The sequence below is a fragment of the Acinetobacter sp. CFCC 10889 genome, from assembly GCF_003268395.1.
Classification (GTDB): domain Bacteria; phylum Pseudomonadota; class Gammaproteobacteria; order Pseudomonadales; family Moraxellaceae; genus Acinetobacter.
This window is the reverse complement of the sequence record NZ_LQXQ01000008.1, coordinates 42563-67089: the sequence shown is the minus strand read 5'-3', so window position 1 is coordinate 67089 and position 24527 is coordinate 42563. Positions and strand designations below refer to the sequence as shown.

General features: G+C 34.6%; 21 protein-coding genes and 1 pseudogene. 11 read left to right on the top strand and 11 right to left on the bottom strand.

Annotated features, from left to right (window positions below):
* Positions 1-174 precede the first annotated feature (174 nt).
* The 5 genes from AVJ19_RS04465 to AVJ19_RS04445 all read right to left on the bottom strand — a co-directional run bounded on the left by AVJ19_RS04465 (position 175) and on the right by AVJ19_RS04445 (position 4918).
* Positions 175-777 carry a GGDEF domain-containing protein gene (locus tag AVJ19_RS04465; protein ID WP_111858593.1) on the bottom strand — a complete coding sequence of 201 codons (603 nt, stop codon included), beginning with the start codon at positions 775-777 and terminating at the stop codon, positions 175-177.
* A 513-nt stretch (positions 778-1290) separates the two neighbouring features.
* Complete coding sequence (locus tag AVJ19_RS04460; RefSeq protein ID WP_111858592.1) at positions 1291-1710, bottom strand: GlcG/HbpS family heme-binding protein; 420 nt, start codon at positions 1708-1710, stop codon at positions 1291-1293.
* Between the two features lie 86 nt (positions 1711-1796).
* A complete protein-coding gene (gene hemL, locus AVJ19_RS04455) occupies positions 1797-3095 on the bottom strand; it encodes a glutamate-1-semialdehyde 2,1-aminomutase (protein WP_111858591.1) in 1299 nt (432 codons plus the stop codon).
* Between the two features lie 41 nt (positions 3096-3136).
* A complete protein-coding gene (gene thiE / locus AVJ19_RS04450; RefSeq protein WP_111858590.1) occupies positions 3137-3757 on the bottom strand; it encodes a thiamine phosphate synthase in 621 nt (206 codons plus the stop codon).
* Between the two features lie 279 nt (positions 3758-4036).
* Positions 4037-4918 carry a hypothetical protein gene (locus AVJ19_RS04445; RefSeq protein ID WP_111858589.1) on the bottom strand — a complete coding sequence of 294 codons (882 nt, stop codon included), beginning with the start codon at positions 4916-4918 and terminating at the stop codon, positions 4037-4039.
* A gap of 202 nt (positions 4919-5120) precedes the next feature.
* On the opposite strand from AVJ19_RS04445, the gene AVJ19_RS04440 reads away from it, so the two are divergent.
* The 3 genes from AVJ19_RS04440 to AVJ19_RS04430 all read left to right on the top strand — a co-directional run bounded on the left by AVJ19_RS04440 (position 5121) and on the right by AVJ19_RS04430 (position 7608).
* Positions 5121-6134 (top strand): hypothetical protein, encoded by a 1014-nt coding sequence (locus AVJ19_RS04440; protein ID WP_111858588.1) that lies wholly within the window; start codon positions 5121-5123, stop codon positions 6132-6134.
* A 33-nt stretch (positions 6135-6167) separates the two neighbouring features.
* Positions 6168-6896, top strand: coding sequence for a hypothetical protein (locus tag AVJ19_RS04435; RefSeq protein WP_162626535.1), 729 nt, complete (start codon positions 6168-6170; stop codon positions 6894-6896).
* A 199-nt stretch (positions 6897-7095) separates the two neighbouring features.
* Positions 7096-7608 (top strand): hypothetical protein, encoded by a 513-nt coding sequence (locus AVJ19_RS04430; RefSeq protein ID WP_162626534.1) that lies wholly within the window; start codon positions 7096-7098, stop codon positions 7606-7608.
* Between the two features lie 78 nt (positions 7609-7686).
* Here AVJ19_RS04430 and AVJ19_RS04425 read toward each other — a convergent pair whose 3' ends face one another.
* Together AVJ19_RS04425 and AVJ19_RS04420 are read right to left on the bottom strand one after the other, a co-directional pair.
* Complete coding sequence (locus AVJ19_RS04425; protein WP_111858585.1) at positions 7687-8895, bottom strand: toxic anion resistance protein; 1209 nt, start codon at positions 8893-8895, stop codon at positions 7687-7689.
* A 123-nt stretch (positions 8896-9018) separates the two neighbouring features.
* Positions 9019-9402, bottom strand: coding sequence for a DUF962 domain-containing protein (locus AVJ19_RS04420; protein WP_111858584.1), 384 nt, complete (start codon positions 9400-9402; stop codon positions 9019-9021).
* Between the two features lie 252 nt (positions 9403-9654).
* On the opposite strand from AVJ19_RS04420, the gene AVJ19_RS04415 reads away from it, so the two are divergent.
* On the top strand, positions 9655-11115 hold the full coding sequence (locus AVJ19_RS04415) for an inorganic triphosphatase (RefSeq protein WP_111858583.1): 1461 nt from the start codon (positions 9655-9657) through the stop codon (positions 11113-11115).
* A 30-nt stretch (positions 11116-11145) separates the two neighbouring features.
* Here the strand turns inward: AVJ19_RS04415 and AVJ19_RS04410 are convergent, their stop codons facing one another.
* A complete protein-coding gene (locus AVJ19_RS04410; RefSeq protein WP_111858582.1) occupies positions 11146-12852 on the bottom strand; it encodes an ATP-binding cassette domain-containing protein in 1707 nt (568 codons plus the stop codon).
* 196 nt (positions 12853-13048) lie between these two features.
* Here AVJ19_RS04410 and AVJ19_RS04405 point away from each other — a divergent pair, with 196 nt between their 5' ends.
* Complete coding sequence (locus tag AVJ19_RS04405) at positions 13049-14515, top strand: CHAD domain-containing protein (RefSeq protein WP_111858581.1); 1467 nt, start codon at positions 13049-13051, stop codon at positions 14513-14515.
* A 43-nt stretch (positions 14516-14558) separates the two neighbouring features.
* Here AVJ19_RS04405 and AVJ19_RS04400 read toward each other — a convergent pair whose 3' ends face one another.
* On the bottom strand, positions 14559-15191 hold the full coding sequence (locus tag AVJ19_RS04400) for a hypothetical protein (RefSeq protein WP_111858580.1): 633 nt from the start codon (positions 15189-15191) through the stop codon (positions 14559-14561).
* A 92-nt stretch (positions 15192-15283) separates the two neighbouring features.
* On the opposite strand from AVJ19_RS04400, the gene AVJ19_RS04395 reads away from it, so the two are divergent.
* Positions 15284-15658, top strand: coding sequence for a DUF3144 domain-containing protein (locus AVJ19_RS04395; RefSeq protein ID WP_111858579.1), 375 nt, complete (start codon positions 15284-15286; stop codon positions 15656-15658).
* Between the two features lie 55 nt (positions 15659-15713).
* Positions 15714-16100 (top strand): DUF3144 domain-containing protein, encoded by a 387-nt coding sequence (locus tag AVJ19_RS04390; RefSeq protein WP_111858578.1) that lies wholly within the window; start codon positions 15714-15716, stop codon positions 16098-16100.
* Positions 16101-16454: 354 nt separating this feature from the next.
* Here AVJ19_RS04390 and rapA read toward each other — a convergent pair whose 3' ends face one another.
* Both rapA and AVJ19_RS04380 read right to left on the bottom strand, forming a co-directional pair.
* Positions 16455-19292 (bottom strand): RNA polymerase-associated protein RapA, encoded by a 2838-nt coding sequence (gene rapA / locus AVJ19_RS04385; RefSeq protein WP_111858577.1) that lies wholly within the window; start codon positions 19290-19292, stop codon positions 16455-16457.
* A gap of 139 nt (positions 19293-19431) precedes the next feature.
* Positions 19432-20076, bottom strand: a complete 645-nt coding sequence (locus AVJ19_RS04380; RefSeq protein WP_111858576.1) for an RluA family pseudouridine synthase — start codon at positions 20074-20076, stop codon at positions 19432-19434.
* A gap of 637 nt (positions 20077-20713) precedes the next feature.
* Between AVJ19_RS04380 and AVJ19_RS04370 the strand changes: the two are divergent.
* From AVJ19_RS04370 to AVJ19_RS04355, 4 genes and pseudogenes are all read left to right on the top strand, one after another.
* A pseudogene (locus tag AVJ19_RS04370) lies at positions 20714-21411 on the top strand (hypothetical protein).
* A 228-nt stretch (positions 21412-21639) separates the two neighbouring features.
* Positions 21640-22485, top strand: a complete 846-nt coding sequence (locus tag AVJ19_RS04365; RefSeq protein WP_228203287.1) for a hypothetical protein — start codon at positions 21640-21642, stop codon at positions 22483-22485.
* A 194-nt stretch (positions 22486-22679) separates the two neighbouring features.
* Positions 22680-23885, top strand: a complete 1206-nt coding sequence (locus AVJ19_RS04360; protein WP_213067192.1) for a DUF1615 family protein — start codon at positions 22680-22682, stop codon at positions 23883-23885.
* The gene (locus tag AVJ19_RS04355) at positions 23852-24499 is read left to right on the top strand and encodes an HAD-IB family phosphatase (protein ID WP_111858573.1); all 648 of its coding nucleotides are present in this window, start codon (positions 23852-23854) and stop codon (positions 24497-24499) included. The genes AVJ19_RS04360 and AVJ19_RS04355 overlap by 34 nt, the downstream gene beginning before the upstream one ends.
* The last annotated feature ends 28 nt before the right edge of the window (positions 24500-24527 follow it).

Below are 24527 nucleotides of genomic sequence, written 5' to 3'. Positions count from 1 at the left end.
GCTGAGGGAAATTAGCAAATTATACTCAGTATTTTTTATAAAAATATATCTGAAATACACCTTATGATTTATAACAATAAAAATGCAAAATCCCTTTCATTTTGAAAGGGATTTCAGCGTATCCTAAATAAAAAATAAATGTGATTTTATGTAGAAAATAGGACATTTTCTTAACTAAGAAAAAATTTGTGATTCAGCATAAAATGGATGAGATTGCCCTTTCATGATAAAACGGTTGTGATCTGCTTGCTGCAAAACATCTTGACTTTTTGACTGCTGATCAGAAACAGAAATACCATAACTCAATCTTAACTCTATTTCTTTACCTTTCGTTTTAACAGGATGTGCTTGAACAACTTGTAATAAACGATTGACGATTTGCGCCATATTTTCTTGATTAATATCGTTTAAAATCAAAATAAACTCAGAATCACTCAAACGCCCGACCAAATCAGTTTCACGAATATTATTTACAAGTTTATGAGCGATATGACGTACTGTATCATGGCTTGCTTTTTGAGAATATTGACTGCAAATCTCATCAAAATTATCTATATTAATCAATAAAATTCCATAATTCATCGCTTCTTGTGGATGTAATTCTTTAATAAATTGATTAATACCAAATTGATTATACACTCCCGTCAAAGCATCTATTTCTAAACTTTGATGTGTTTGCTCTTTATGAATCAGTTTTGCAATAAATGAATTTTTCAAAACTTGGTTCACAAATCTATAGATTGTACGGCGTTTTTCTGAATAGATTTTATTTCTCATTGCAGTCCCCTAACGGTTACATTTTTTTATTTTTCATCTCATAAATGTAGCAATTTATCGTGAAACTTCCAACACAAATTTAATACGCATTATTGATACAAGAAGTAAAATATAAAATTAACGTGACAAAATTCACAAAAAAAATAAAATAAATATGAAAAATAATTGATTTTTTTATTCCCAAAATCCCTTAAAAATGTTATGGGTTTATATTTTTTAATGATTCATATCAGATCACATAAATCATATTTATAGAAATATTCACACCATATATTTTTAAATATTTTATAAAACACACTTGATGATAATGTTTTCATTTATTTTATCTATTATTGCATTTTTATCAAAAATTTCATGCTCCTCCATCAACAGTTTTACATTCGATAATCTCTTCAACATGGATATAATTTAGACTTTCTAAATAAATGCTTAAGCTATTTTCTAATCTGAAATTAAGGCATTGTAAATTTTATAAAGATAAAAACATGAAAAATATTCACTGAATCTACCAAGCTATTCACACACTTGTGTTAAAAATTTCTCAATCGCAAATTGAGCAATCTCTGCATCCTGAAATGACTTTACACCTGAAACACCCACAGCACCGACCAATTGTCCTTTATACAAAATTGGTTCTCCTCCTTCTAGCATGCCTGAAAAAGTATCCATGGTCAGAAAACCCATTTGACCATTTTTAATCAGATTTTCAAACACCCCTGATGATCGACGACTGATTGCAGAACATTTGGCTTTTTCCACAGATAAATTTGCAGTCATAGGGGAAGCTCCATCCATGCGCTTCATTGCCAACAGATTGCCCGTTTCATCAACAATGCAAATGCTGACGTTAAACGCCTGTTCAACTGCATATTGATATGCTTGATTTAAAATAAATTCTGCATCGAACAAGGTTAAATAATGTTTGGTTTTCATCTTCAAAATCCTGTTTGAAATAAAAAAAGCCCGTAGAGAAATACAGGCTTATTTTAAACGAAGTAGCGACTTAATTTAGTACACTTTTACTTCATTTCCGCAAAAACTTCTTTCGCCATATCAATGGTGAATTGAATATCTTCATCGCTATGTGCAGCCGAAATAAAGCCAGCCTCAAAAGCTGATGGTGCAAGGTTTACACCACGTTGCAACATGCCGTGGAAGAACTTACGGAATGCATCTACATCACATTTCAACATCGAATCAAAACTGGTAATATCGGTTTGATCTGTGAAATATAAACCAAACATACCACCCACTTGTTGGGTTTTAAATGCAATGCCTGCCGCATCCGCAGCAGCTTGTAAACCTGCAAGTAATTTTTCAAGCTGAGCGGTTAATCTTTCATAGAAACCTTCAGCACGTAAATGCTTGAACATTTCAATTCCTGCACGCATTGCCAATGGATTTCCTGACAACGTTCCTGCTTGGTAAACTTTACCCAATGGTGCGATACATTCCATCACTTCACGCTTACCACCGAATGCACCAACAGGCAGCCCTGCACCGATGATTTTACCCAAAGTAGTCAAATCAGGAGTGACACCATAATGTGCTTGCGCACCACCTAAACCGACACGGAAACCTGTCATCACTTCATCAATAATGAACACTGAACCATGTTCATCACAAACATCACGAATCGCCTGTAAAAAACCATCAATCGGTTTAACCAAGTTCATATTGCCTGCAACAGGCTCAACAATCACACCCGCAATTTCTGAACCAAACTTGGCAAAACATTCTTTTAAAGTGGCAATGTCATTATATGGCAAAGTTAAAGTATGCTTGGCAAAATCAGCAGGTACACCTGCCGAAGTTGCTTCACCTTCACCACTGGTCAATAAACCTGAACCTGCTTTTACAAGCAGTGAATCAGAATGACCATGATAACAACCTTCAAATTTTACAATTTTGTCACGACCTGTATAACCACGCGCCAAACGAATTGCAGTCATGGTCGCTTCTGTGCCTGAGTTGGTCATACGCACCAATTCAATCGAAGGCATAATTTCACAGATCACATCAGCTAAAGTGGTTTCATGTACAGTGGGTGCACCGAAACTCAAACCATCAACAGCAGCGTCCTGAACTGCTTTGATAATGTCAGGATGCGCATGTCCAAGAATCATTGGTCCCCATGAACCCACATAGTCGACATAGCGTTTACCATCAACATCGTACAAATAAGCTCCTTTGGCTTTTTCAATAAATACAGGTGTCCCACCGACCCCATTAAACGCACGTACAGGTGAATTCACACCTCCTGGGATATGTTTACTGGCTTGTTTAAACAATTGTTCTTGCTTGGCAGATAAAGTCATGAAAATGCTCAACTCAAAAATAAAAAGGCATACAAAAAAGCTTAAGCTTTTGCTGCAAATAAATCAGCCCATTCGTGGGTACGCACAGAAACGCCTGATAAAGATCGACCTAATATATCACTGATCACAGCACAAAGGTCGGCACCAGCTTCGATCACAATGTCTGAATTTTCAACAGTTAAGCCACCAATTGCACAAATCGGTACATTTAATGTTGCTTTGGCTTGTTTCAAGGTTTCAAGTCCAATATTGCCCGCTTCTGGTTTGGTATCTGTGGCATAGATCGCACCAAATGCCACATAATTTGCCCCATCCGCAATGGCTTGCTCAGCAAGTTCAATGGAATTATTACAACTGCGACCAATCAAGACATTTTTAGGCAAACGAGCTACAGCATCAACGATTGAACCATCATCTTGTCCTAAATGCACGCCCACGCCATATTTCACAGCTGCTTCCAAATCATCATTAATCACGAAAGGCACTTTATATTGTGCGCACATTGATTTCATATATTCGATTTCATAGGCTTGATCTTCTTTAGCAACTTTTTTACGACGATATTGCAACACTGCAATTTCATAAGTTGCCATCGCACCTTCAAGTTTTGCCAATAAAAGTTCAATCGGATCATCATTGGTGATGAGATAAAGACCGCGCATATCAACTGCCTAAATTTTTTAATCTTTTTGATTATACCTTTGTTATTCTATATTTCATGTTATAAAACCATTAAAAATCAATTTCATTTGTTAAATAATCTTGGATAATTTAGATTATTTGTGCAGGTTTTCAATATACCTCTTCTTTGCTTTAACGTTGCTCTAAAGCTAATCTATCCATTTTTCTGATAAGAACTTAAATTTTAAACAAAAAAATGCTGTGTCTGGAGCACAGCATTAACTTAAAAAAACTAATCTTATTTTATTTAAAATTCTCTGTTAATAATCTAAAAGCTCGGACCAATTTTTGCTTTCATCAAATAGCACTTTACCATTCACAACCGCTTTGTATTGTGCTTTTTGATCATTTAAAGTTGAAATTGTGGTAATATTTTGATTATTTTTAAGATCTATAATCGTCATTACCCCTGCGTATGGTGCGGAAACTATATTTTCATTTGCATCTAATTTTACAAAAAATGGGCTATTCGTATTGTCATAAGCAACATTGAAATCACCAAATTCTCCACCTGTTGCAGCGACTTTACCACTTAGCTGTAATTTAAGATTTTTTGCATCTTGAGGTGTCCAAATCAATTTATAGTGATCAATTGTGTAATTAACAGTTCTAAGTTTTTTACTCGTATCAAATTCTTTGATCACAGCTTTAATTTGATTTACAGAAATAATCGCTGTAGTTGTTGTTTCAGTGACATTTAATCCTCCATTAATGAGCTGACTTTCTCCATTTGCAAAAGTCACTGTCAAGTCTTTAAACTCATAATCACTGCTACTATTGTTCACGCGTGTAAATTTCACGATACCTGAAGCACTTCCTTTATCTTCGTCTTCAAAAATCCCCACACAATTGTTAAATGTAATGCTATCTGCTGTTTTTTGATACGAACCAGAACTACATTTTGCACCATCTCTTGCTTCATCAGTAGCATAAACTAGAGAGTCAACTAAACCATCTGCTAGTGATTCACGTAATACAATTCCACTGACTTCTTTTATCAATGCTTTACTTGCTGCATCCGTTGTTGGCGTTGTTGGCGTTGTTGGCGTTGTTGGCGTTGTTGGCGTTGTATCATCATCATTGTCATCACCACACGCAATCAAAGATAAACTCACTAATAATATCAATAATTTAGCTTTCATAATCTTCCCCTATTTTTTTATCGTCATTTTATTTTGCGAGATAAAATACTGTGAATCTATTCCCTAAATGAGATATAGACTTATGGCATAAATCATCTGAAAATTAATATTTTTGTAAGTATGGATTAAAAATAAGAGAAGCTAAAATAAAATGCTATACTCTACAAAACAATATTGAACCTACAATAAAAACATTAAGAAAATGCAGATCTACAACAAAACACTCGAAAAAAGTATATCTAGACTTCATTATGAGTCATTATTATTTGGCTTCTTAGGATTATTAATTTTTATTTTTTCTGGATCTATTCTTGTTTCTATCTTTGGATATTTAAGTTTATATTATATTTACAAATCATTTAAAGCTATTTATGATAAAAATCAAACTAAATCTAGTTTATTTTTATACAATAAAAAATATATAAAAATCAAAAAAAATATTTCATTTATTCTAAAAATTTTCATTTTCCCACTCCCATTAATTATATTTATACCATATTTAATTCACTCTAATTTTGCAAAAATCCTCATCATAATCTATCTATCTCTACTACTTTATGCAATCTTTTATTATTTCCCTATTTTACTCTTAAATTTAATTTATTCTAAAATAAGATCCTCTTTTCAAACGATAATACTAGAAAATAAAAATGAACAGTTTTCTGAAGCTGAACCAATCCAATTAACCACATCGGAAGAAAAACCACTACCTGCTCCAACATCTTTTGTACATAAGCAAAGAAGAGTCAAAATAAAGCAACCTGTAAAATTTGAGTTTAATCCACAAGATTCTTCACTTAAACAAATATTTGAGTTAAAACAATATTTTCAGTCTAACTTAGGTTTAAGGCATCGAAGACAACTCAATGAATTACATCAAATTTTTCAAGATATTGAAAATAAAAATGCATCAACACACATACTGATCACACAGCGCCAAGCACTAAAAAATGCACAAGAAATATGCTTAGAACAGACATTAGATGCGATTACATTATTCTTAGATATTCCAAAAGAAGAGCGTTTGCGCTTTAATCAAAATTTAAATAACGTGCCTGATCTTTGGTTTACACAAACACTCAATAAATGTATCGCAAATTTACTCAAAGAGATTGAACCGCTCTATACGCATGATTTACAGTCATTACTTGATCATGAAAAATTTTTACAACAGAGTTTAAAACAAGAAAGTGATTTTAAAATAGACAATAAATAATATTTTAAAATAAAAATGAGAATAAGGAGTCCAATGAGAAAAGAAAAAATATTAAAAACTTATATTCATACAGGCTCATTTATGCATAGTCTAAAAGTTATTTTAATAATCTTGATCTGTAGTGTATGTATTTATAGCAAAATAGGATTTTTAAAATTTTTTGGTATTTTTATACTCATTTTTGTTTTCCTTTATCTCTTTCTACTTGGATTTATGACAATATACAATCGAATTTTATTTCCAAATTTAACACATGACCATTTTGAAAAAAACCAAAATCAACAACGACAAACATCTATTTTAAATCCATTATCTAAAGTCACATATGGACAAATCACTCAACCTAAAATCAGCATAGAACAACAATTTCAAAATTTTAAAGCGCATATTTACACTCAACTTGATGCACAAAACCAAGCCTTTTTAAATGAAATTGAGATGATTTTCCAAGACATTGAGCAACGTAAACAGTCTGCTAAATTTAACATGTCCAAAAAATTAAATCGTCAACTCCAATCAGCTCAACACAATTGTCTAAAGCAAAGCATACGACTCCTAAATGCTGATTTATATAATAAAAATAGAACTTTTGAACAACACGAAATTCTGGAAAACTTACTCAAAAAAATAGAATTTTTATACCAAAATGACTTACAATCTTTACTTGATCATCAACATTTCATACAAAAAAATTTAGATGTGAAACAAGTCTTTAAACTAAATCAAACTACAAAGAGTATTTGGCAAAACAATGAGGAATGATAATCAAACATCAAATAAAATTTCAGGAAAGGAAATTTTTATCACTTGTTTCATATCTGTCGCACTCGCGCTATTTATTATCATCCTTCTTGTGATCAATACATGGTTTTCTAATCTCATCGTTATCTTTATGCTCTTTGGCACTATTTTCGGCGTATATCGGTTATATAAACTCAGTAATTTAGAATTTGAAAAAAGTATGCAACATCAACCAGAAGATGATAAAGCAATACAGACTGTGCCTAAACCACCAACCGAATATTTTTTACAATATCAACAACTTGTCTTAAATTATCAATATTTACAAAATACCAGTCTGCAACATCTCAGTAAAAATGCGCAAAATAAACTGAAAAATATCGAAGAAATTATGCAACTAATGAATGAAAAACTACAACATAGCCAAGATCAATCCTTTCAACATGAAATTATGGATATTCAAAGAACCCTAAATGCTTATCTGAGTCCTGCTTTACAGCATTTCATTGATATTCCAAAATTTTTACGAGATCGACAAGTGTTGGATCAACAACAAACACCGAATCAAATCATTGAACAACAATTACAAATGATTGTCGATGAGTTTCAAAGTATTGCCGAATCCATCTATTTAAATGATTTAAATCAATTGATTGATCATGGGCAATTTTTAAAATATAAATTACAACAACCTGAACTGTTTAAAATTAAGCAAAATTCACATGAAAATTAGTTTTATGCAAATAGAAAAAGCTACATTTGATATGCAGCTTTTATTTTCTAAATATATTGATACTATTCAAATCAAAGACTAATTTACTTTTTCATCCACAGAGATAAAGTCTTTTAAAATCAACTGTTCATCTTTTAACTGTTGCTCTACTTCTTGTGATCGAACTTGATCCGTAAATTGCTGTGCTCGTTGTAACTGTGTTGCTAAGTGATCCATACTTTGTTGTAAATTCGGTAAAGCTCGAACTTTAAATTCATTCACTAAATCAATTGTTTCAAAGATTTGATTAAATGCAGTTTGTAATTTTTCAACCTTAATCACACTATTGGCAGATTGTGACTGTATTTCACGCGTTTGCTGATTCAACATTTTACTGGTGGAAACGATCAAATCTTCAGTCGTACTATTGATAATTTTGACTTGATTTAACACAAGTTTTTGCGTTGAAAGCGCTTGAGCAACCACCATCGCCGTTTGTAATGCAGATACAGTGGTCATCAGCGCACGATCAACGCCTTTGATCAACTCTAGATTATTCTTACGAATCAAATCTAATGACATATACGCTTGCACGCTGACTGCTTGCTGAGTCATCAAGTCGGTTACTTTTTGTTTGACATAAAATAAAACTTCTTCTTGCAGCACCATAGCTTTCTGCGGGTCAGACTGGCGAACATTCTCGATCACATGTTCCACTTTCTGCCCCAATTCTTGCCCAATATAACTATATTGTTCAAGTTCTTGCATGGTGTCCCACATGGTACGCTTATCACGTTCTAACGCAATATTATCCTTAATCAGCTCATCTTTGCCATTTTCTAAACTGATTAAAATGACATTTAAATGTTCTTCTGATGATTTATATTTATCAAAATAATCTTCAACACGCTCACCCAAAGGTAAAAATTTTAGCCATTTACGTACAGCAAAAAACTTTTGATTATTGGCAGGATTTAAACTATCTAATGTTTGTTTAAGATCGACCAAACTTTGGCTAATATTTTGACTTTCAGCATCATCATTCAATTGGTTTAAAGATCGAGACAACAAGCGATGACTTAGACGAGATGATTTTTTAACGCTACTCGTCCCCAACTGATGTACGGCATTCACTTTGTCTTGAAATGATTTTTCATGTACAGGTAATTCAATTAAATGCTGTAAAAATTGTTCAACTTGTAAATTTAAATTTTGTACAACTTCTGGCTTGATCTTTACCGCCCCACCCACTTGTTTTTCTTCAACTAAAGGCAATGCATCTGGTGGAGTCAATTCAATTTTCGCCATATTTCCCCTCACAATTTTATTTTATCATGTTTAATTACTTCTTTTATTTCGTATAAATTAATTTAATCCACTAAAATAAAAGAAGTTTTATTTTTCACTTTACTTTTTAAATTTACATCACGCTTAGCTTTCGATTTTATCTCGTGTACGATCTCTTAAGCTCAGATTGCCCCGTAAAATATCCGACAACATGCGCCAATCCGAAATAAAACTATATAAAGGTTGTTTAAAACTCGCAGGCTTATTTTGTTCAAAGATAAAGTGTCCAACCCATGCACAGGCATAACCTGACACTAAACCATAAACAACATATTTGGCTTTGCGTTGGCGAATCGCTTTGCTAAAAAAATATAAACCCACACTACTACCCAATGCATGTAGACGGCGACTGGTAATGTTGCGATGTTCCGTTAAATAAAAACGGTAAAATTCAGAATAATTTTTAATCGGTAATTGAAATTGTGGCTGAACGGATAGATCCCGTTTTGGCTCAACATGGCTATTCATAGCAGATCCTTTTGAATATTTTTTATCCCTTTCACTGTATAGTTTGCATTAAAAAAAGGCAATGTCCTTTTCAGCACAATATGGCGAATTCTTGCAAGATCAACACAGGATTCATCTGCTTTATTTTGCAATATCCGTTACAATTTCAATGTGTCAATTCTCAACGATTTTTGAATTGTTATTTTTAAATGCTTTTTGAAATATTGATATGACATTTTATTCTTTTTATTTTTGGTCGTTTAGGAAAATTCCATGCTTGAAGTTGAGTTAAAATTTCAGATTCCAGAAACTCGTCGCCATGCGTTGCTCAAAGCATTAGATCCCAAAAAATCTGAAACGATTCAATTACAAGCCAAATATTATGACACCGAAGATAAGTTGTTGGCGCAACATTCGGCTGCATTACGTCAGCGTTTAGAGGGAACGAAATGGATTCAAACTCTCAAAGCAATGGGGAAAAGCCAACTGCATCGCTTTGAAGATAATCATGATCTTGGTGAACTAGAACAAGCCCCTGAGTTAAATTTAGCGATTTATCAAGACAATCCTGAAGCATTACACATTTTACAAAATGCTTTGGGCGAACATCGTGAACAACTCAAACTTCAGTTTGAAACTGACATTCAACGTACGTTCCGTGTGATCGAATACCAAGATGCAGAAATCGAAATCAGCATTGATATTGGTGAAATTCGTACTCAGACTGCGAAACAAGACATATATGAAGTTGAATTTGAACTAAAAAGTGGTTCGATTCAATCTTTGCTGGCTTTTAGTTTTGAATGGGTAAAAAAATATCAATTGTGGCTTGATGTACGCAGCAAAGCTGAATTTGGCAATTTACTGGTAGAAAATAAATCGGTTAGTCCCGCTAAACTTACCAAAGAACTGATTTTAAATAAAAAAGAATCTGCCGACTTTAATTTAAGACTGCTCATCGCCAACCAATTACAACATTTACTGCCCAATATCGCTGCAATTTCAGCGCATGTTGCTGAACCTGAGCACTTACAACAAGCCCAAACAGCTTTACACCATTTACATTTAAGTATTTCATTATTCAAAGAATGGAGTAATGATCTTTCGGACAAATGGGCGTATCAATTGGCAGCGTTTAAAAGCCATTTCCAAAACCTCGCACATTTTGAACATATGCAAAATACCTTAGGTGCATTGCTGCAAAATCCTAAAACAGCAGAAAGCTTGGATAAAGATATTTTATATGCCAAAGAGAAATTGAATAATTTAGTGAAATCGACACTAAATGTGCAACATTATTTAGAGCTTCTCATGTTTAGTTTAAATGATGAAAAAAAAATCCAAAGTCATGATTTAAAATGGTTTGCACAAAATACCTTGCAAAATCAGTATAAACAACTACAAGAGAGCTTAAATCATGCTGATCTTGCTGACCTTGAAACCTTAGAAGAACTCGCACTACGTCTGAGTGAATTAAAATTTAGCTTCCCGATTTTAACCACAATTTATGATGTTAAAAATCTACAAAAATATGGCAAAGCACTGAATGATGCTCAACATGCATCTGAACAATATCAGGTACTTGCTTCATCCGCCTCTTATTTACAACAAACTGACTTAGAACCAAGTGACTGGTTTGCTTTAGGTTGGTTAACGGCAAAACAAGAAGTTTATGCAGAAAAGCTACTTGAAGCGACTGAGCAATTTCTAGTCAGTCGTAAATTCTTAAAATAAACCTAAAAGAAATCTATTGCGCAGCGTAATCTATAGCTCTACGCTGCGCTGATTTTCCTGTACCAATTCATCAAAATGAATGACTTCATCTGCATATTGCATCGCAAAATTTGCGTGAGAAATCATGAAAATTGAGGGAACTTCGGCACGGATTAACTGCATCACTTCAACACTAGTTTGTTCATCTAATGCTGCCGTTGGCTCATCCATAATCAACAGTTTTGGCTTTTTTAACAATGCTCGAATAATGCTAATCCTTTGTTTTTCACCACCTGAAAAACTTTTATAAATATGCTGTAAATCATCATCCAAAGTTAAGTTATTTTTCTCTAACAAATTCAATAAATTAAATTTAGATAAATAATCTTTTAATTCATGATCAGTATAATGATGTTGACTATTATGGATTAAATTTTCACGCAATGTCCCTGAATACACCACAGGCATTTGACTCACCACTGCGATTTCTTGAAAAATGTTTTCTGAAAATTGCTGACTAATCTCAATATTTTTATAAAATAACCGCCCTGCTTGAACACGCTCCAACCCTATTAAATAATTGATAAAACTGGTTTTTCCTATGCCCGTTTGTCCAATGGCTACATAAATTTTGTTCTGCTTAATCTGTAAATTAAAATTTTGAATTAAGTTCTTACCTAAATAAAATTCTGCATTCTCAAAATGATATAAAATGGGCTGATCGATGATCCTTTCAGACTTAAATTGATCCGTGTCTAAACTAAAATATTGGTAAAATTTTTCAATGGCAATAAAATCACCTTTCAAGTGAATAATACTTTGTGACACCATCAACAATGGCATGGTTAAAGCAATAATATAGGTACTGATCAGGACAAAATCGCCTGAAGTCACATTTTGATGTTTAAATAAATAGACGGTAAAAAGCATAAATGTCAGCAAGAATGCACCAACAAAGAATACTTGTATCACCATAATCATCGCTAATCTTTTATAACTATTCACCATTTCATTTTTATAATGGCTCAACCGATTCTCATATAAAGTCATTTCATATTGTTGTGCGCCATTCACTTTAATATCATAATTCGCTTGGATTTTTTCTATAAAAAACTGCCCAACTTGATTTTGTGCATTGTACATTGAGGTAAAAATATCATTGCCCTTTGCCGTAAAATAAATATTTAATGCAAATGTAACAAAAGCAAATAGCATAAAATAAATCGCATAATTTAAGGCAATCGACTGTGCTAATACCCACACCATACTGAGTATTTGAAAAATAATGGGAATAAGTACAAAAAGAATCACATAAGTAATCGTGCCGAATGCACCTGCTCCACGTAAAATATCAGTTTGATAAACACCTAATTCTATTTTCTTTTGTTCTGCAAAAGTGGTCTTAAAATATTGTTGTACGCCACCATGTAGTAAAGCAATTTTAAATTTAGTTTGTAAATTTGCCCCTAAAAAACCCTCGACATGATTTAAAATATTCATCAACAACCAGCCTAGTGCGTATGCGGTGGCTAAAATATATAAATTCATCCATGAAAATAACGCTGTCACTGCAAGTTGTGTTGAACCTAATTTCGATTGATCAACAATTTCTTTTAAAATATAAGGCACTGCAACAGACAATAAAGTATGAATCAGTAGAATAAAGCCTAAAATCAGCATATCTTTGATCGGATGTTGATATTGGGTTTTGACCACATTCCAAACTAAACGGTAAACTTTAAATATTTTCAAATCCATATTTAGCCTAATTTTTATAATAACTTGATTTTATTACGCTACTCAATTGTATAAAAAACATTCTCAAAAATACGATTTAAATAACCAATTTAAACAAAAGCATATCGACATGTTTACATACAATATTTTAATCACTTATAACAAACTGTCAGGTATTGTTAAGTTAAACCATTGTTCTAAAACAAGGATACATGCAATGTTTGAAGTCGAATTAAAATTCCAAATTGCCAAGGATCAACAGGATGTATTGCTTAAAACATTACAAAGAAAAAATCCATCGACCTTAAATTTAAATGCTAAATATTTCGATACCGATACATTTATCCTCTCAGAAAAACAGATTTCACTGCGCCAACGTTTAGAAAATACAACTTGGGTACAAACACTGAAACTTCCAACAGCACAACAATTACAACGTACAGAATTTGAAAATGAGTTAGGCGATATAGAACCGACTGAATTAAATCTGGATTTTTATCAAACACAAAAACACTTCGATAAAAAAGCGTTGAAACTTTTAAAAAATATCCAAATGGACTTACACATTCAGTTTGAAACACAAATAAAACGATCTAGCACTTTATTTAATTTTCAAAAAAGCCAAATAGAAGTCAGTGTTGATGTCGGAACAATACAACATCAAGATCAAACTCTTGAAATTTTTGAAATAGAATTTGAGCTAAAACAAGGTTCTATTGAGGATTTTATTTCTTTTATCCTGCCACGGGTAAAACGTTATGGCTTATGGCTAGATACTCGCAGTAAAGCGCAATGTGGTTTTTTACTGGCGCAAAATAATCCTGACAATCCGATTAAACTTCAATCTCAGCAGTCTTTAAATGCAAATAAATCCCCCGAACAAGCGCTAAAAGACATTATGAACAATGGCTTACAACACCTTTTACCCAATAGCACCGCAATTGCTTCAGGAAATTTTTGCAGTGAACATGTGCATCAAGCACGTGTCGCTATTCGCCGTTTACGCAGTGCCTTAAAAACTTTTTCCAAATGGTCAAATCATATTGATCCTACATGGGAAGAACAACTTGCTCAATTGTTTAGACAATTAGGGAATCGTCGTGATCTTGATGTAATAGAGGAAGAATTACTCCCCCAACTCAAAGCTGCGGGTGCGCCTGATTTCGAATTAGCACAAAATAAGTATGAAAATAAAACCAATTTAAGTGCTGTATTTCAATCTATGCAATTTAACCATTTGGTTTTATCACTCATTCAATTTATCAATGAAAATACACATGCAAAAAGCAAAGAAAGTCTCAAGAAAAAATTTGAAAAAGAGATTAAAAAACTGCATCAACAAATCACTGAGGACGCACAACATTATTTGGATTTAAGCATTGATGAACGTCATCGAACCCGTAAACGCTTAAAACGTTTGCGCTATAGTATTGAATTTGTTGCTTCTATTTATGACACTGACAAAGTGAAAAAATATCTTAAAGCACTCAAACCTGCACAAGAAAGTTTAGGTCAATATAATGATTTAATCGTGGCTGAAGATTTCTTTAAAAATATGCTCGAACAAGAACCTAAAGCATGGTTTGCAATTGGTTGGCTTGCTGCACGTCAACAACTTTTATTAGAACAAAATTCACAAGATTTATCGCATTTTTCAGCAGCACAACCATTTTGGTCTACATAAAATGTAGTGGAATTATAGTGAGTAACATACTTGGAAAATATACCTAGCGATATTTTCCAAAAACTTTCCAAGTATTATTATCTGCTAAAGGATCGCTATAACTGTCATTACGCTGTTTTCTCGGTTTATCACGTGCATCGACCAACTCAAAATGCTGCTCAGTACTGAGCACCAAACCATTCACATAAAAACGTGTACGTGTATATTCCGTTTGCCCATGTTGGAAAATATAAGTACGCAAATCAATAAATTCACGATGAGCAACCAATGCTGCGGTATCGTCACTGTCTAACCATTGCTTCATGGCAAGAATTTGTTCAGGCTCAAACTGCCCGCATTTTTCCATTAAACTGGCAAGACCTCGAAAAGTTTTTGACTCTTTAGCACGAGTTTTATTGATGCGAATACGGTCTACATGAAAGAAAAATAATGGTAAATTTAAATGACTCGGCAAATGAATCGCATCTAAAACTTCATCTTCCATAAAAGGTTGAAACAAGTCTTGTGCACGCTCAATCAAACCTGTCCATTGTTGATAATAATCTGCAACTTGTTGTTTTGAACCATAATAAATCGGTAAACCTTCAACATTTGCCAAATCTACTGGTGGCCAAATATTTTGACGTAATAAAGCAATATCACTTTTTAAACTTTGTACTGCGATGGCATCTTGCATGAGGAGTCCTTAAAAAGCTTGATTTAACTACTTAGGCTATTTTAAGTATGCTATAGTTCGTTTATACATACAAGTAATTGAGAAATTTTAAAATGTCAAAAAATTCAAATGATTTTGACGGTTTATTAGAACCTGTAGAAGCCATTGCAGATGAACAGTTTTACCACCGTGCAGATGAGTTCATTGCCCTTGCCAATACACTTTCAGACAGTACAGGTGATGAGGAGTTTGCAACATCAGCCTCTAAAGTCAGCGCATCATTGATGTACGCTAATGCCCGTTTTAATATTTGGCTAACTGCCTGTGGTTATCACAATGCTGAAGATTTAAAAGCCAATAAAGAGCAAGTTTTGAGTTATTTTTTAGAGCAATATAAACTGATGCTTGAAGATAATTTTGATGAATATTCTAACAATTTTGATGAATATATGAATCCACCAGAGGATGAAGTGAAGCATTTCGTTTAATCACGATATTGCCCTATAATACGCTCCTATTTAAATCATTGTTGTGGAAATTTTCATGTCTCAAAAAATTGATGCTACGGATGTCACCGAAGAAGAAGCGTTAAATGCGGTTTTTTTTGAGCGTGCTGACGAATTTATTAAACAAGCCAATGAGTTTTGTCGTCCACCAAAAGGGCAAAAACCTGATCCAAATGAGTTACGTGGACAAGTCAGTGCTGCGATGCTGTTTGGTACTGCCCGCTTTAATACTTGGGTGGCAGCCAATACTTTTAAAGATGGCGATGAAATGCGTGATGCTAAAGAACAAGTGATGTCTTATATTCTTCAACAGTTTCAAATGATGCTTGAAGACAATTATGATGAATATTGTGAACAGTTCGAAAATTATTTACGCTTCCGTAAAAATGAAGAATTTCATACACATAAGCATGACCATCATTGATACATTCGTTCGATTCTTAAAAAAGCCTTGCTCGATGCAAGGCTTTTTAATCATAAATCGATAAAGACATCATTTGTACTCATCGTATATTAGAAATAAAAAAGCTCCCGAAGGAGCTAATACCAGTCAGTTAAGGATTTTTGAATCCTCCCCTTGCGGAACATGTTCCTCACCTTTTCCAAAGGAGGGGACTTTTCATTACTAAAAATCATTTTAGTTACAAGAAGTTCCCCTCTTTTTCCTTGCACCATATATGGTTCAGGGTTAGGGGAGATTTTAGGAATTTTTCAAATAATTTTGCTTAACTGATCAGCATTACCCAAAGGAGCTTTTAAATCATTGAATTCAAAATAATTAAGGCTTAACTACCACCAATACTTGAATCGCTTCTGGCGTAACAGCTAAACCATCAAGTAACTCTAAACCTTCTTTTTGCAGTTTTTGTAAACGACTGATTTCATCTTCACGGATGCTTGGGTTGAACTGTTTTAAATAGGTCAAACGATCAATTTCGTATTGCCATTTACTGCCATAGATTTCTTTGGCTTGTTGTTTCAACTCAGGTAATGTACCTTTGGCAAGCTCAAGTGCTTGTGCATAACGTTGCTCAATCACATCACGGCGTGCTTTCACGACTTGACGACAGCTATTGCTATCTAAGTGATGCAAATATGGTTTTAAAATTTCAGGTGCGATTTTATTGGATAAATCCTGACCCTTTTCACTGAGTAACACACGGATCAATTGCGTTGGTAAGCTTGAAGGTAAATTTAGTGCTTTTGGCGCAACGACATCGACCTTAAACCATACTTCAAGTAAAACAGAACCTTGTGGTAAAGCTGCTGATTTAAGTAGAGCAACATTGGTACTACCAAAAGATTGTGTACGGATCATTTCCATTACACTTTCAGTAAATGGATGCTCTAAAGTGATGTACTGTGCATCTTCACGGATCTGTGCCTGATCACGATAGAATGTTACTGTCATGCCTTCTTCATCAATATCCAAGCCTTGCACTTGCATTTGATCGGTTGGCTTAATGATCACAGTACCATTACTTTGCTCATCAAAATCAATATTGGTCGATGCCATAAAACGCTTCATGAACATTGGCAATAAAGTATTGTCATCATAATCTTCAAGTGCATTAACAATCTCTTGTGCCACCATTGGACGGCAAGAGTTGTATTCAAGCAAACGGTCACGACCTTCTTGCAATTCGTCTTCAAGTGCTTGACGCTGTACATTTACCGCTTCGAGCACATCTTCAAAGCCTTGACCTTTATCTGTTAATAAACAATCTTTTAAATCAACAATAAAGTTTTCTTGCAAAGTTTGCGCAGTTGGCGAAATATTACTAAAAATATTGAGTGCTTCATTATACCAACGGAACATACGTTCTTGTGCTGTTCCCACAAGATAAGGTACATGGATTTGAATACGGTTTTCTTGACCAATACGATCTAAACGACCAATACGTTGCTCTAAGACATCTGGATTTGCAGGTAAATCGAATAAAATTAAATCCGATGCAAATTGGAAATTACGCCCTTCCGAACCAATTTCAGAACACAGTAAAATCTGTGCACCATATGATTCTTCTGCAAAATAAGCTGCAGCTTGGTCACGCTCAAGCAAGCTCATGCCTTCATGGAACATGGCTGTACGAATACCTGCATGAATACGCAGTGCATTTTCTAATGCCTCAACAACAGGACCACTACGTGCGATCAATAAAACTTTTTTATGTTTTAACTGCGTGCGAAGCATTTCCATAATCCACGATACACGTGGATCAGTTTCCATCCAAGCACCATCTAGTTGTGCTTCTTCAGGCCACATTTGCTCACGTAACTTACCATCTTTCGACCAATTCTCAGGTGCAGGCAATGGTGCAGGTTGACAATCACGACCAGGGAAGCCTTGAATCGCTTCACGAGTATTACGGAATAAAATACGCCCTGTACCATGACGATCTAATAGTTCATGAATAGCACGGAAACGTTGCTCAGGTTGATCTTCGATGGCATGACCAAGTAAGGTTTCTACCGCAGCCAAATGCTCAGCTTCAAGTGGCAGATCAGACATCAACGCTTCAGCAATTTTTGCTGTATGGTGATATTGCTCTTCTTCATCTAAGAAACGATCAAGCGAACTAAAACGTTGTGGATCAAGCAAACGTAAACGCGCGAAATGACTTTCTACACCCAATTGTTCAGGTGTAGCGGTCAATAATAAAACGCCTGCGGTTTTTTCAGCAAATTCTTCAACAAGGTCATAACGGTCATTCCCACCTTCTTCTTCGCTCCACATCAAATGATGTGCTTCATCGACAACCAGAAGATCAAAACCTGCTTCAATTGCTTGTTCACGCAAATCATCATGGTCAATCATCAAGTCAACTGATGCAATAATACATTGTTCAGTCAGGAATGGATTGAGTTCAGGATCATGTTCTTTGATCGATGCTGTACGGGTTAAATCAAATAAAGAGAAGTTCAAATTGAAACGACGGCGCATTTCAATCATCCACTGATATTGCAGTGAATCAGGCACTAAAATCAAAATACGTTCAGAACGACCTGTTTTCAGTTGTTGGTGAATGATCAAACCTGCTTCAATGGTTTTACCCAAACCCACTTCATCGGCAAGCAAAACACGGGGCGCAAAGCGTTTACCCACTTCATGTGCAATATAAAGCTGATGTGGAATCAAACCAACACGTGCACCAATCAAACCACGCAAAGGAGAGTTTTGCATATTGGCTTGCATTTGCATCGCTTCAATACGCAAGTCATACCATTCTTTATAATCGACTTGGCTTGCAAGCAAACGATCAAGCGGTTTTGAAAGCTGAATAGATGCTCCGATCCGAGTTTCATTCAAGGATTTACGTTCTTGTGTACCATCCGCAAGTGTACGAATCACATCATAACGTAACACGCCGTGACGATCTTCAACTGATTCAACTGTCCAAGTGACGCCCTCTTGATCTTGTAACTCGTCATTTGGATTAAACACAATACGAGATAAAGGTGCGTTGTTACGTGCATAAACACGTGTTTCATCACTTTTTGGAAAAAGGATGCTAATTGAACGCTCATCGACATCAATTAAAACACCTAAACCTAGCTCTGTTTCTGTATCAGATAACCAACGTTGACCTATAGCAAATTGTTGCAATTTTTCCACCTTTATCTCATGTTAGGACTGAAAACAGTTGCTCAAATCAGGAGAATATTTGAACAAAGTTTTACCCCATTACGCAATACTTTTTGACACAAAGCTCACTAAAATAATGAGCATTTTCAATCTTTGTTAATAAAACAACCTAAAACGGCACAGGACAGTCGAATTGTACACCCTCCTCTGTTTTAGGATGATGAAAGCGTAGCTGTTCTGCGTGTAGGCACAGACGAGGCATCAGCGCTTGTTGCTCAACTGTCGCATATAAAGTGTCACCAATAATCGGATGACCTAAAAACTGCATATGTACTCGGAGTTGGTGAGAACGACCTGTGATCGGAGTTAATTTGACACGAGTGACAGGTTGCCCTTGTATTTCAAAATGTTCGATTGCCTGCCATTCTGTGATCGCAGGTTTATGATGTTCAGGATCGGCGATATGTAAAGGTGGGCGACTTGGATCATAGACCACTGGCACATCTATCGTGCCTTGACCTTGTAAATGTCCTGCGACAATAGCTTGATAAGTCTTTGAAGTTTGGCGTTCTTGGAACTGGCGAGAAATGCTTTTTTGTCCCCATTTAGATAAGCCGAAGACTAAAATGCCTGAAGTATCACGGTCTAAACGGTGGATCAGTAAGGTTTTTGCTTCTATTTTTAATAGCCGATTAATCACACAATCTTGTAAATCTTCTGTTTTTCCCGGAACTGTGAGTATACCTGCGGGTTTTGCGATCACCATAAAATCTTCATCACGATGTATCAGGTGTTCGGTAAGAAAATTACTCAAGGTTCAATTCCGCTGATCGTGCAAACAAGCAGGCAATGATAAGAATCTTAGCTTAAAAATACAATGAATATTTTCGTTTTTTCACTTTGTTGATCTGATTTTCTACCTTTCTTTAGCCTTTAAATTTTTCACACTCAAAACACAGTAGATAATGTTAAAATTCACTCATCTCAGTATTTATAATTACAGAAAAATGTCAGATTTATTTCAAATACAACCTGATATTCAAATCATTACTTCAGAAAATAAACTTATACGAAAATACGAGCTATTACATCATGTTAAAGCCAATCAATTCACAGTCATTTGCTGCAATTTTTATGATGAAAATTTAACGTCCGAACACTATCATCAACTTGAAAAACAAACGCATGAGCTTCTTTTAGGATTTTCACCTCTAGAAAGAGAATAGTTTTCAACCATAGAACAAGCAATTCAAGCACATGATGAAGATTTTGTACTTTAATTAAATAATTCAAGATGAATTAAAACTTAAGAATGATAATATTTTGCCAAGAAATCCATGAAAAATGCTCAATAATGGCTTATTTATAGTAAATTTTGGTATCTTTCAAACTTATCGCATTCACAACGAGCTGCTATAAATACGGTGAAAATAAACTGATGAGTATAATAAATGAAGCACCTAAAACATTCTCTTATCGCCCTTGCACTTGGCACATCTAGCATTTTAACAGGCTGTGCTACAGCAACATTACTCGACAAAGATGATGGCATTCGCACCAAAACAGTGAGTGAAGTCCTCATCAACGACTACGTTGTTGCCTTTGGTAAACCTGCTCAAGTGATCCCAAATATTCCACAAGATAGCATCGTGATTGTTGGACAACAATATAGTTATGTACTCACACACGGCGGGCAAAATTTGCCAAAGTCATCTCTGCACTTGACCCAAAAAATATCCAAGTCACACGTTCACTCGACTTTTATTCCGCAAAAAATGATGGCAACTTCTCAGGTGCACTCAACCTTTCTTATGTCAAACTTAGTGAAGATGTAACCAAAGCAGATCGTGAATTCTTCATTGAAAATGGTGCGGAAGAATGTACCAATTCTAGCGATAAACGTATGGAAGCACAGCGATTTTGTTTTGAAATCAAACTTGCAGGTGTGGTCTACCCTGCGGCAACTAATCGAGATTCATTCAAAGCATTAAGTAAACCTTATCGTGTCAGCATTTATACACAAAAAGAGGAAAAAGATTATTCAGAAGCAGGAGGCAAAGCAGCCAATAAACTCATGTTATTCCCTTTTGCTGTGGCATTTGATGTTGTGACCTTACCTTTCCAAGCGATTCATAAAATATTTGATTAATCTCTTCAATCTATGCAGGATAAACATCACATATCCTGCATCATTCCAATATCTTTTATGATTCCTTTTTCATTTGCTTATTTGTGGATTTTTCTCGTTGCAGCAATGGGCAGTTTTATTTTTTGCTTATTTGCAATTGGGCTCATTTTCAGTAAGCAATGCCGCATAAAACTTAAAAATGGCAATATTTTTCTACAATCTTTATTTGTCAGCAGTTGCTTATGTGCCATGCTTGCTATTGGGCTTTCTTTTCTAGTAAAAACTGCCAAACACGAAAGCCAAACTGAACATGAAGCAACCTATAAAACCCTGACTGCGCCACAGACGATCTTAGGCATCACCATGCCAACTGGGACTGAACTTTATTTATTTGAACCCAATAATTTAGACTCATTTCGTGAAGCGACTTTTCCTACACCTGTGGCTTTTGCAAGTTTTAAAATTAATAATGTACGAATCCCTAGAGGTTTTGAATTAGAAATGTCGGATGATCGTTCAATCACCTTACGTGGCAAAGGTCGAGGTCAAATCGAAGGTTGGCAGTGTAAACTTGAAAATTATATGAAAGTATATTTGGATGAAAAAGCCAATATTTCGGGTTTAGAATTTTGTGTATTGGCAGATCCTGTCAAACTCAAGCAGATCACATTACAAGCCAATGCAGATATACAACGTAGTCAATCCCCCAAATATCCTGATGGTTTCATTGCCCAAAATATATGGCTGATTAGAAATCCAATCACGCATTATAAAAATATCCCCATAGAATGGGCGAATATATATTTAGATAAAAATCATCAATTACTTGGTATAGAAAATGGTACGCTTGCTCAAGATTTACATTTTGGTGGCATAGATTATCCCAAAGGTACAGAGTTTAGTTTTTTAGTACATCCATGGGTTAAAGATCAAGAAACTTGGCTCTTTACACCACCTGTAAACCAAACCGCAAAAGCGAAAGATGGAACAATTTATACGAATCAACAAGCAATTTTACATACACCAAAGGGGCAAATTTTACAGGTTTTAAATGCCTATGATGACAAAATTATGTACCGAAGAAGTAATGATTAAAGTATGGCTCTAAATCAATATAAAATGGATGCATAACACAGGATAAGTGATCTTAATCATGCAAAATATGTAACATATAAATGTAATATACGATTAAAAATTCATATACATATATTTTCTTACATTTTCTATTCGACATAGTATACTGCTAAGATCTATTCAGCTCATCTCTTTCTGAGTGCATTTTCATCGTTATGAAAAATTCTAGTTTATCAAAAACTTTTTTTAAATCTTTCAGTATTTTAGCAATCTCTATCAGTCTTGTTGCTTGTGGCAAAGGCTCATGGTTTGCCGATGACGAGCCACAACTTGAAAGTGATCAAATCCGAAAATTGATTCCGAACCGTGTCCAAAACCGTGAGTCTTGGGCGAAAGATATGTTTGATATTTCCAAAGAACTGAATATCCCAACCACCAAAGACAATGTTTGTACCATGATCGCTGTAGTTGATCAGGAGTCAAATTTTGTTGCCAATCCTGTTGTACCTGGCTTAGGTGACAAAGCTGTAAAAGAAGTCACGACTCGTTTAAATGAAAAATTTGAAGAAAAACTTGGTGAAACTATTGGTGGTACAATTGCCACCTACTTTGAACAAGTACTAAAAACACAGCCTACCTCCGAAGACAATTATCTCAAACAAATGCGTAAAGTCAGAACTGAAAAAGACTTAGATGTATTGTATCGTGAAATTTTTGCCTACATGGCAAAGCATTATCATGTCAGTGCATTAACAGGTGCAGCCAAACTGGTAGGACAAGATATTGGTGAAAAAATGAATCCAATCACTACATTGGGTTCAATGCAAGTGCATATTAATTATGCCAAAGACAATAAACGCAGTAGTATGAGTACCAATGAATTACGTGATGATTTATATACAGAATATGGTGGTTTATATTACGGAATCCATCGTTTAATGTTATACCCTGCAGATTATGATAAAGCGATTTATCGTTTTGCGGACTACAACTCAGGAATGTATTCGAGTCGTAATGCCGCTTTCCAAAAAATGGTAGACAAACTTGCCGATGCCGATTTAGCCTTAGATGGCGATTTATTGTCTTATGATAAAAATGGCGATCCTCGTGCAGCCACCACCACAACTGAAAAAACCATTATTAATTTATTTGCAAAAAATAATATTTTGGTTACGCCACGTCAGTTACGTAATGACCTGAAAAAAGAGAAAGAAAAAGGCTTCGAGAAAACCCAAACTTATATTGCGATTTCCAAGCTTTATAAAGATGAAACAGGCAAAGATCCAATGTATGCAATTATGCCAGAAGTGGTGATTTCTGGTCCTAAACTAAGTCGTGATTACAATACCAACTGGTATGCAAGCCGTGTAAATGGACGCTATGAAACATGTATGCAACGTGCAAAACGTATAAAAACTTAGCCTTATTTGATTTTGATGGCACTTTGTGTAAAAAAGACAGCTTCACAGGGTTCATCTTTTACGCTTTATCAAAACGACATATTGTCAAACAAGGCATTAAAATTCTACCTTGGATTCAAGCGTATTATTTAAATATTTACCCTGCGGATGCGATGCGTCCGAAGCTATTCAAAGCCATGTTTGCTGAAGCTGATACGACTGAACTAATACAATTAGCAGAGGAATATGCTTCTCATTTGCTTACGCAACTCGATACAAAGCTATATCAACAATTTTTGAAGCATAAAAATCTAGGTGATGATATTGTCATTGTTTCAGCATCCATTGACTTATATTTAAAACAGGTTTGTACACTTTTAGATGTCGATTTAATTTGTACTGAAACTGAAGTGATAAATCATACATTTACAGGGCGTTATTCAACGCCTGATTGTAGTTGTGATCAGAAACGTATTCTTATTTTAGAAAAATATGATCTAGATCAGTATGATAAAATTTATGCTTATGGAAATAGCATTGAAGATACAGAAATGCTCAGTCTTGCGGATCACTCCTTTATGGTGGGTAAAGATCAAGACTTACCTATACTCAAAGAACAAAAGAAATTTGCCTAAAATCAACTACATTTTTTCAGCAATCATT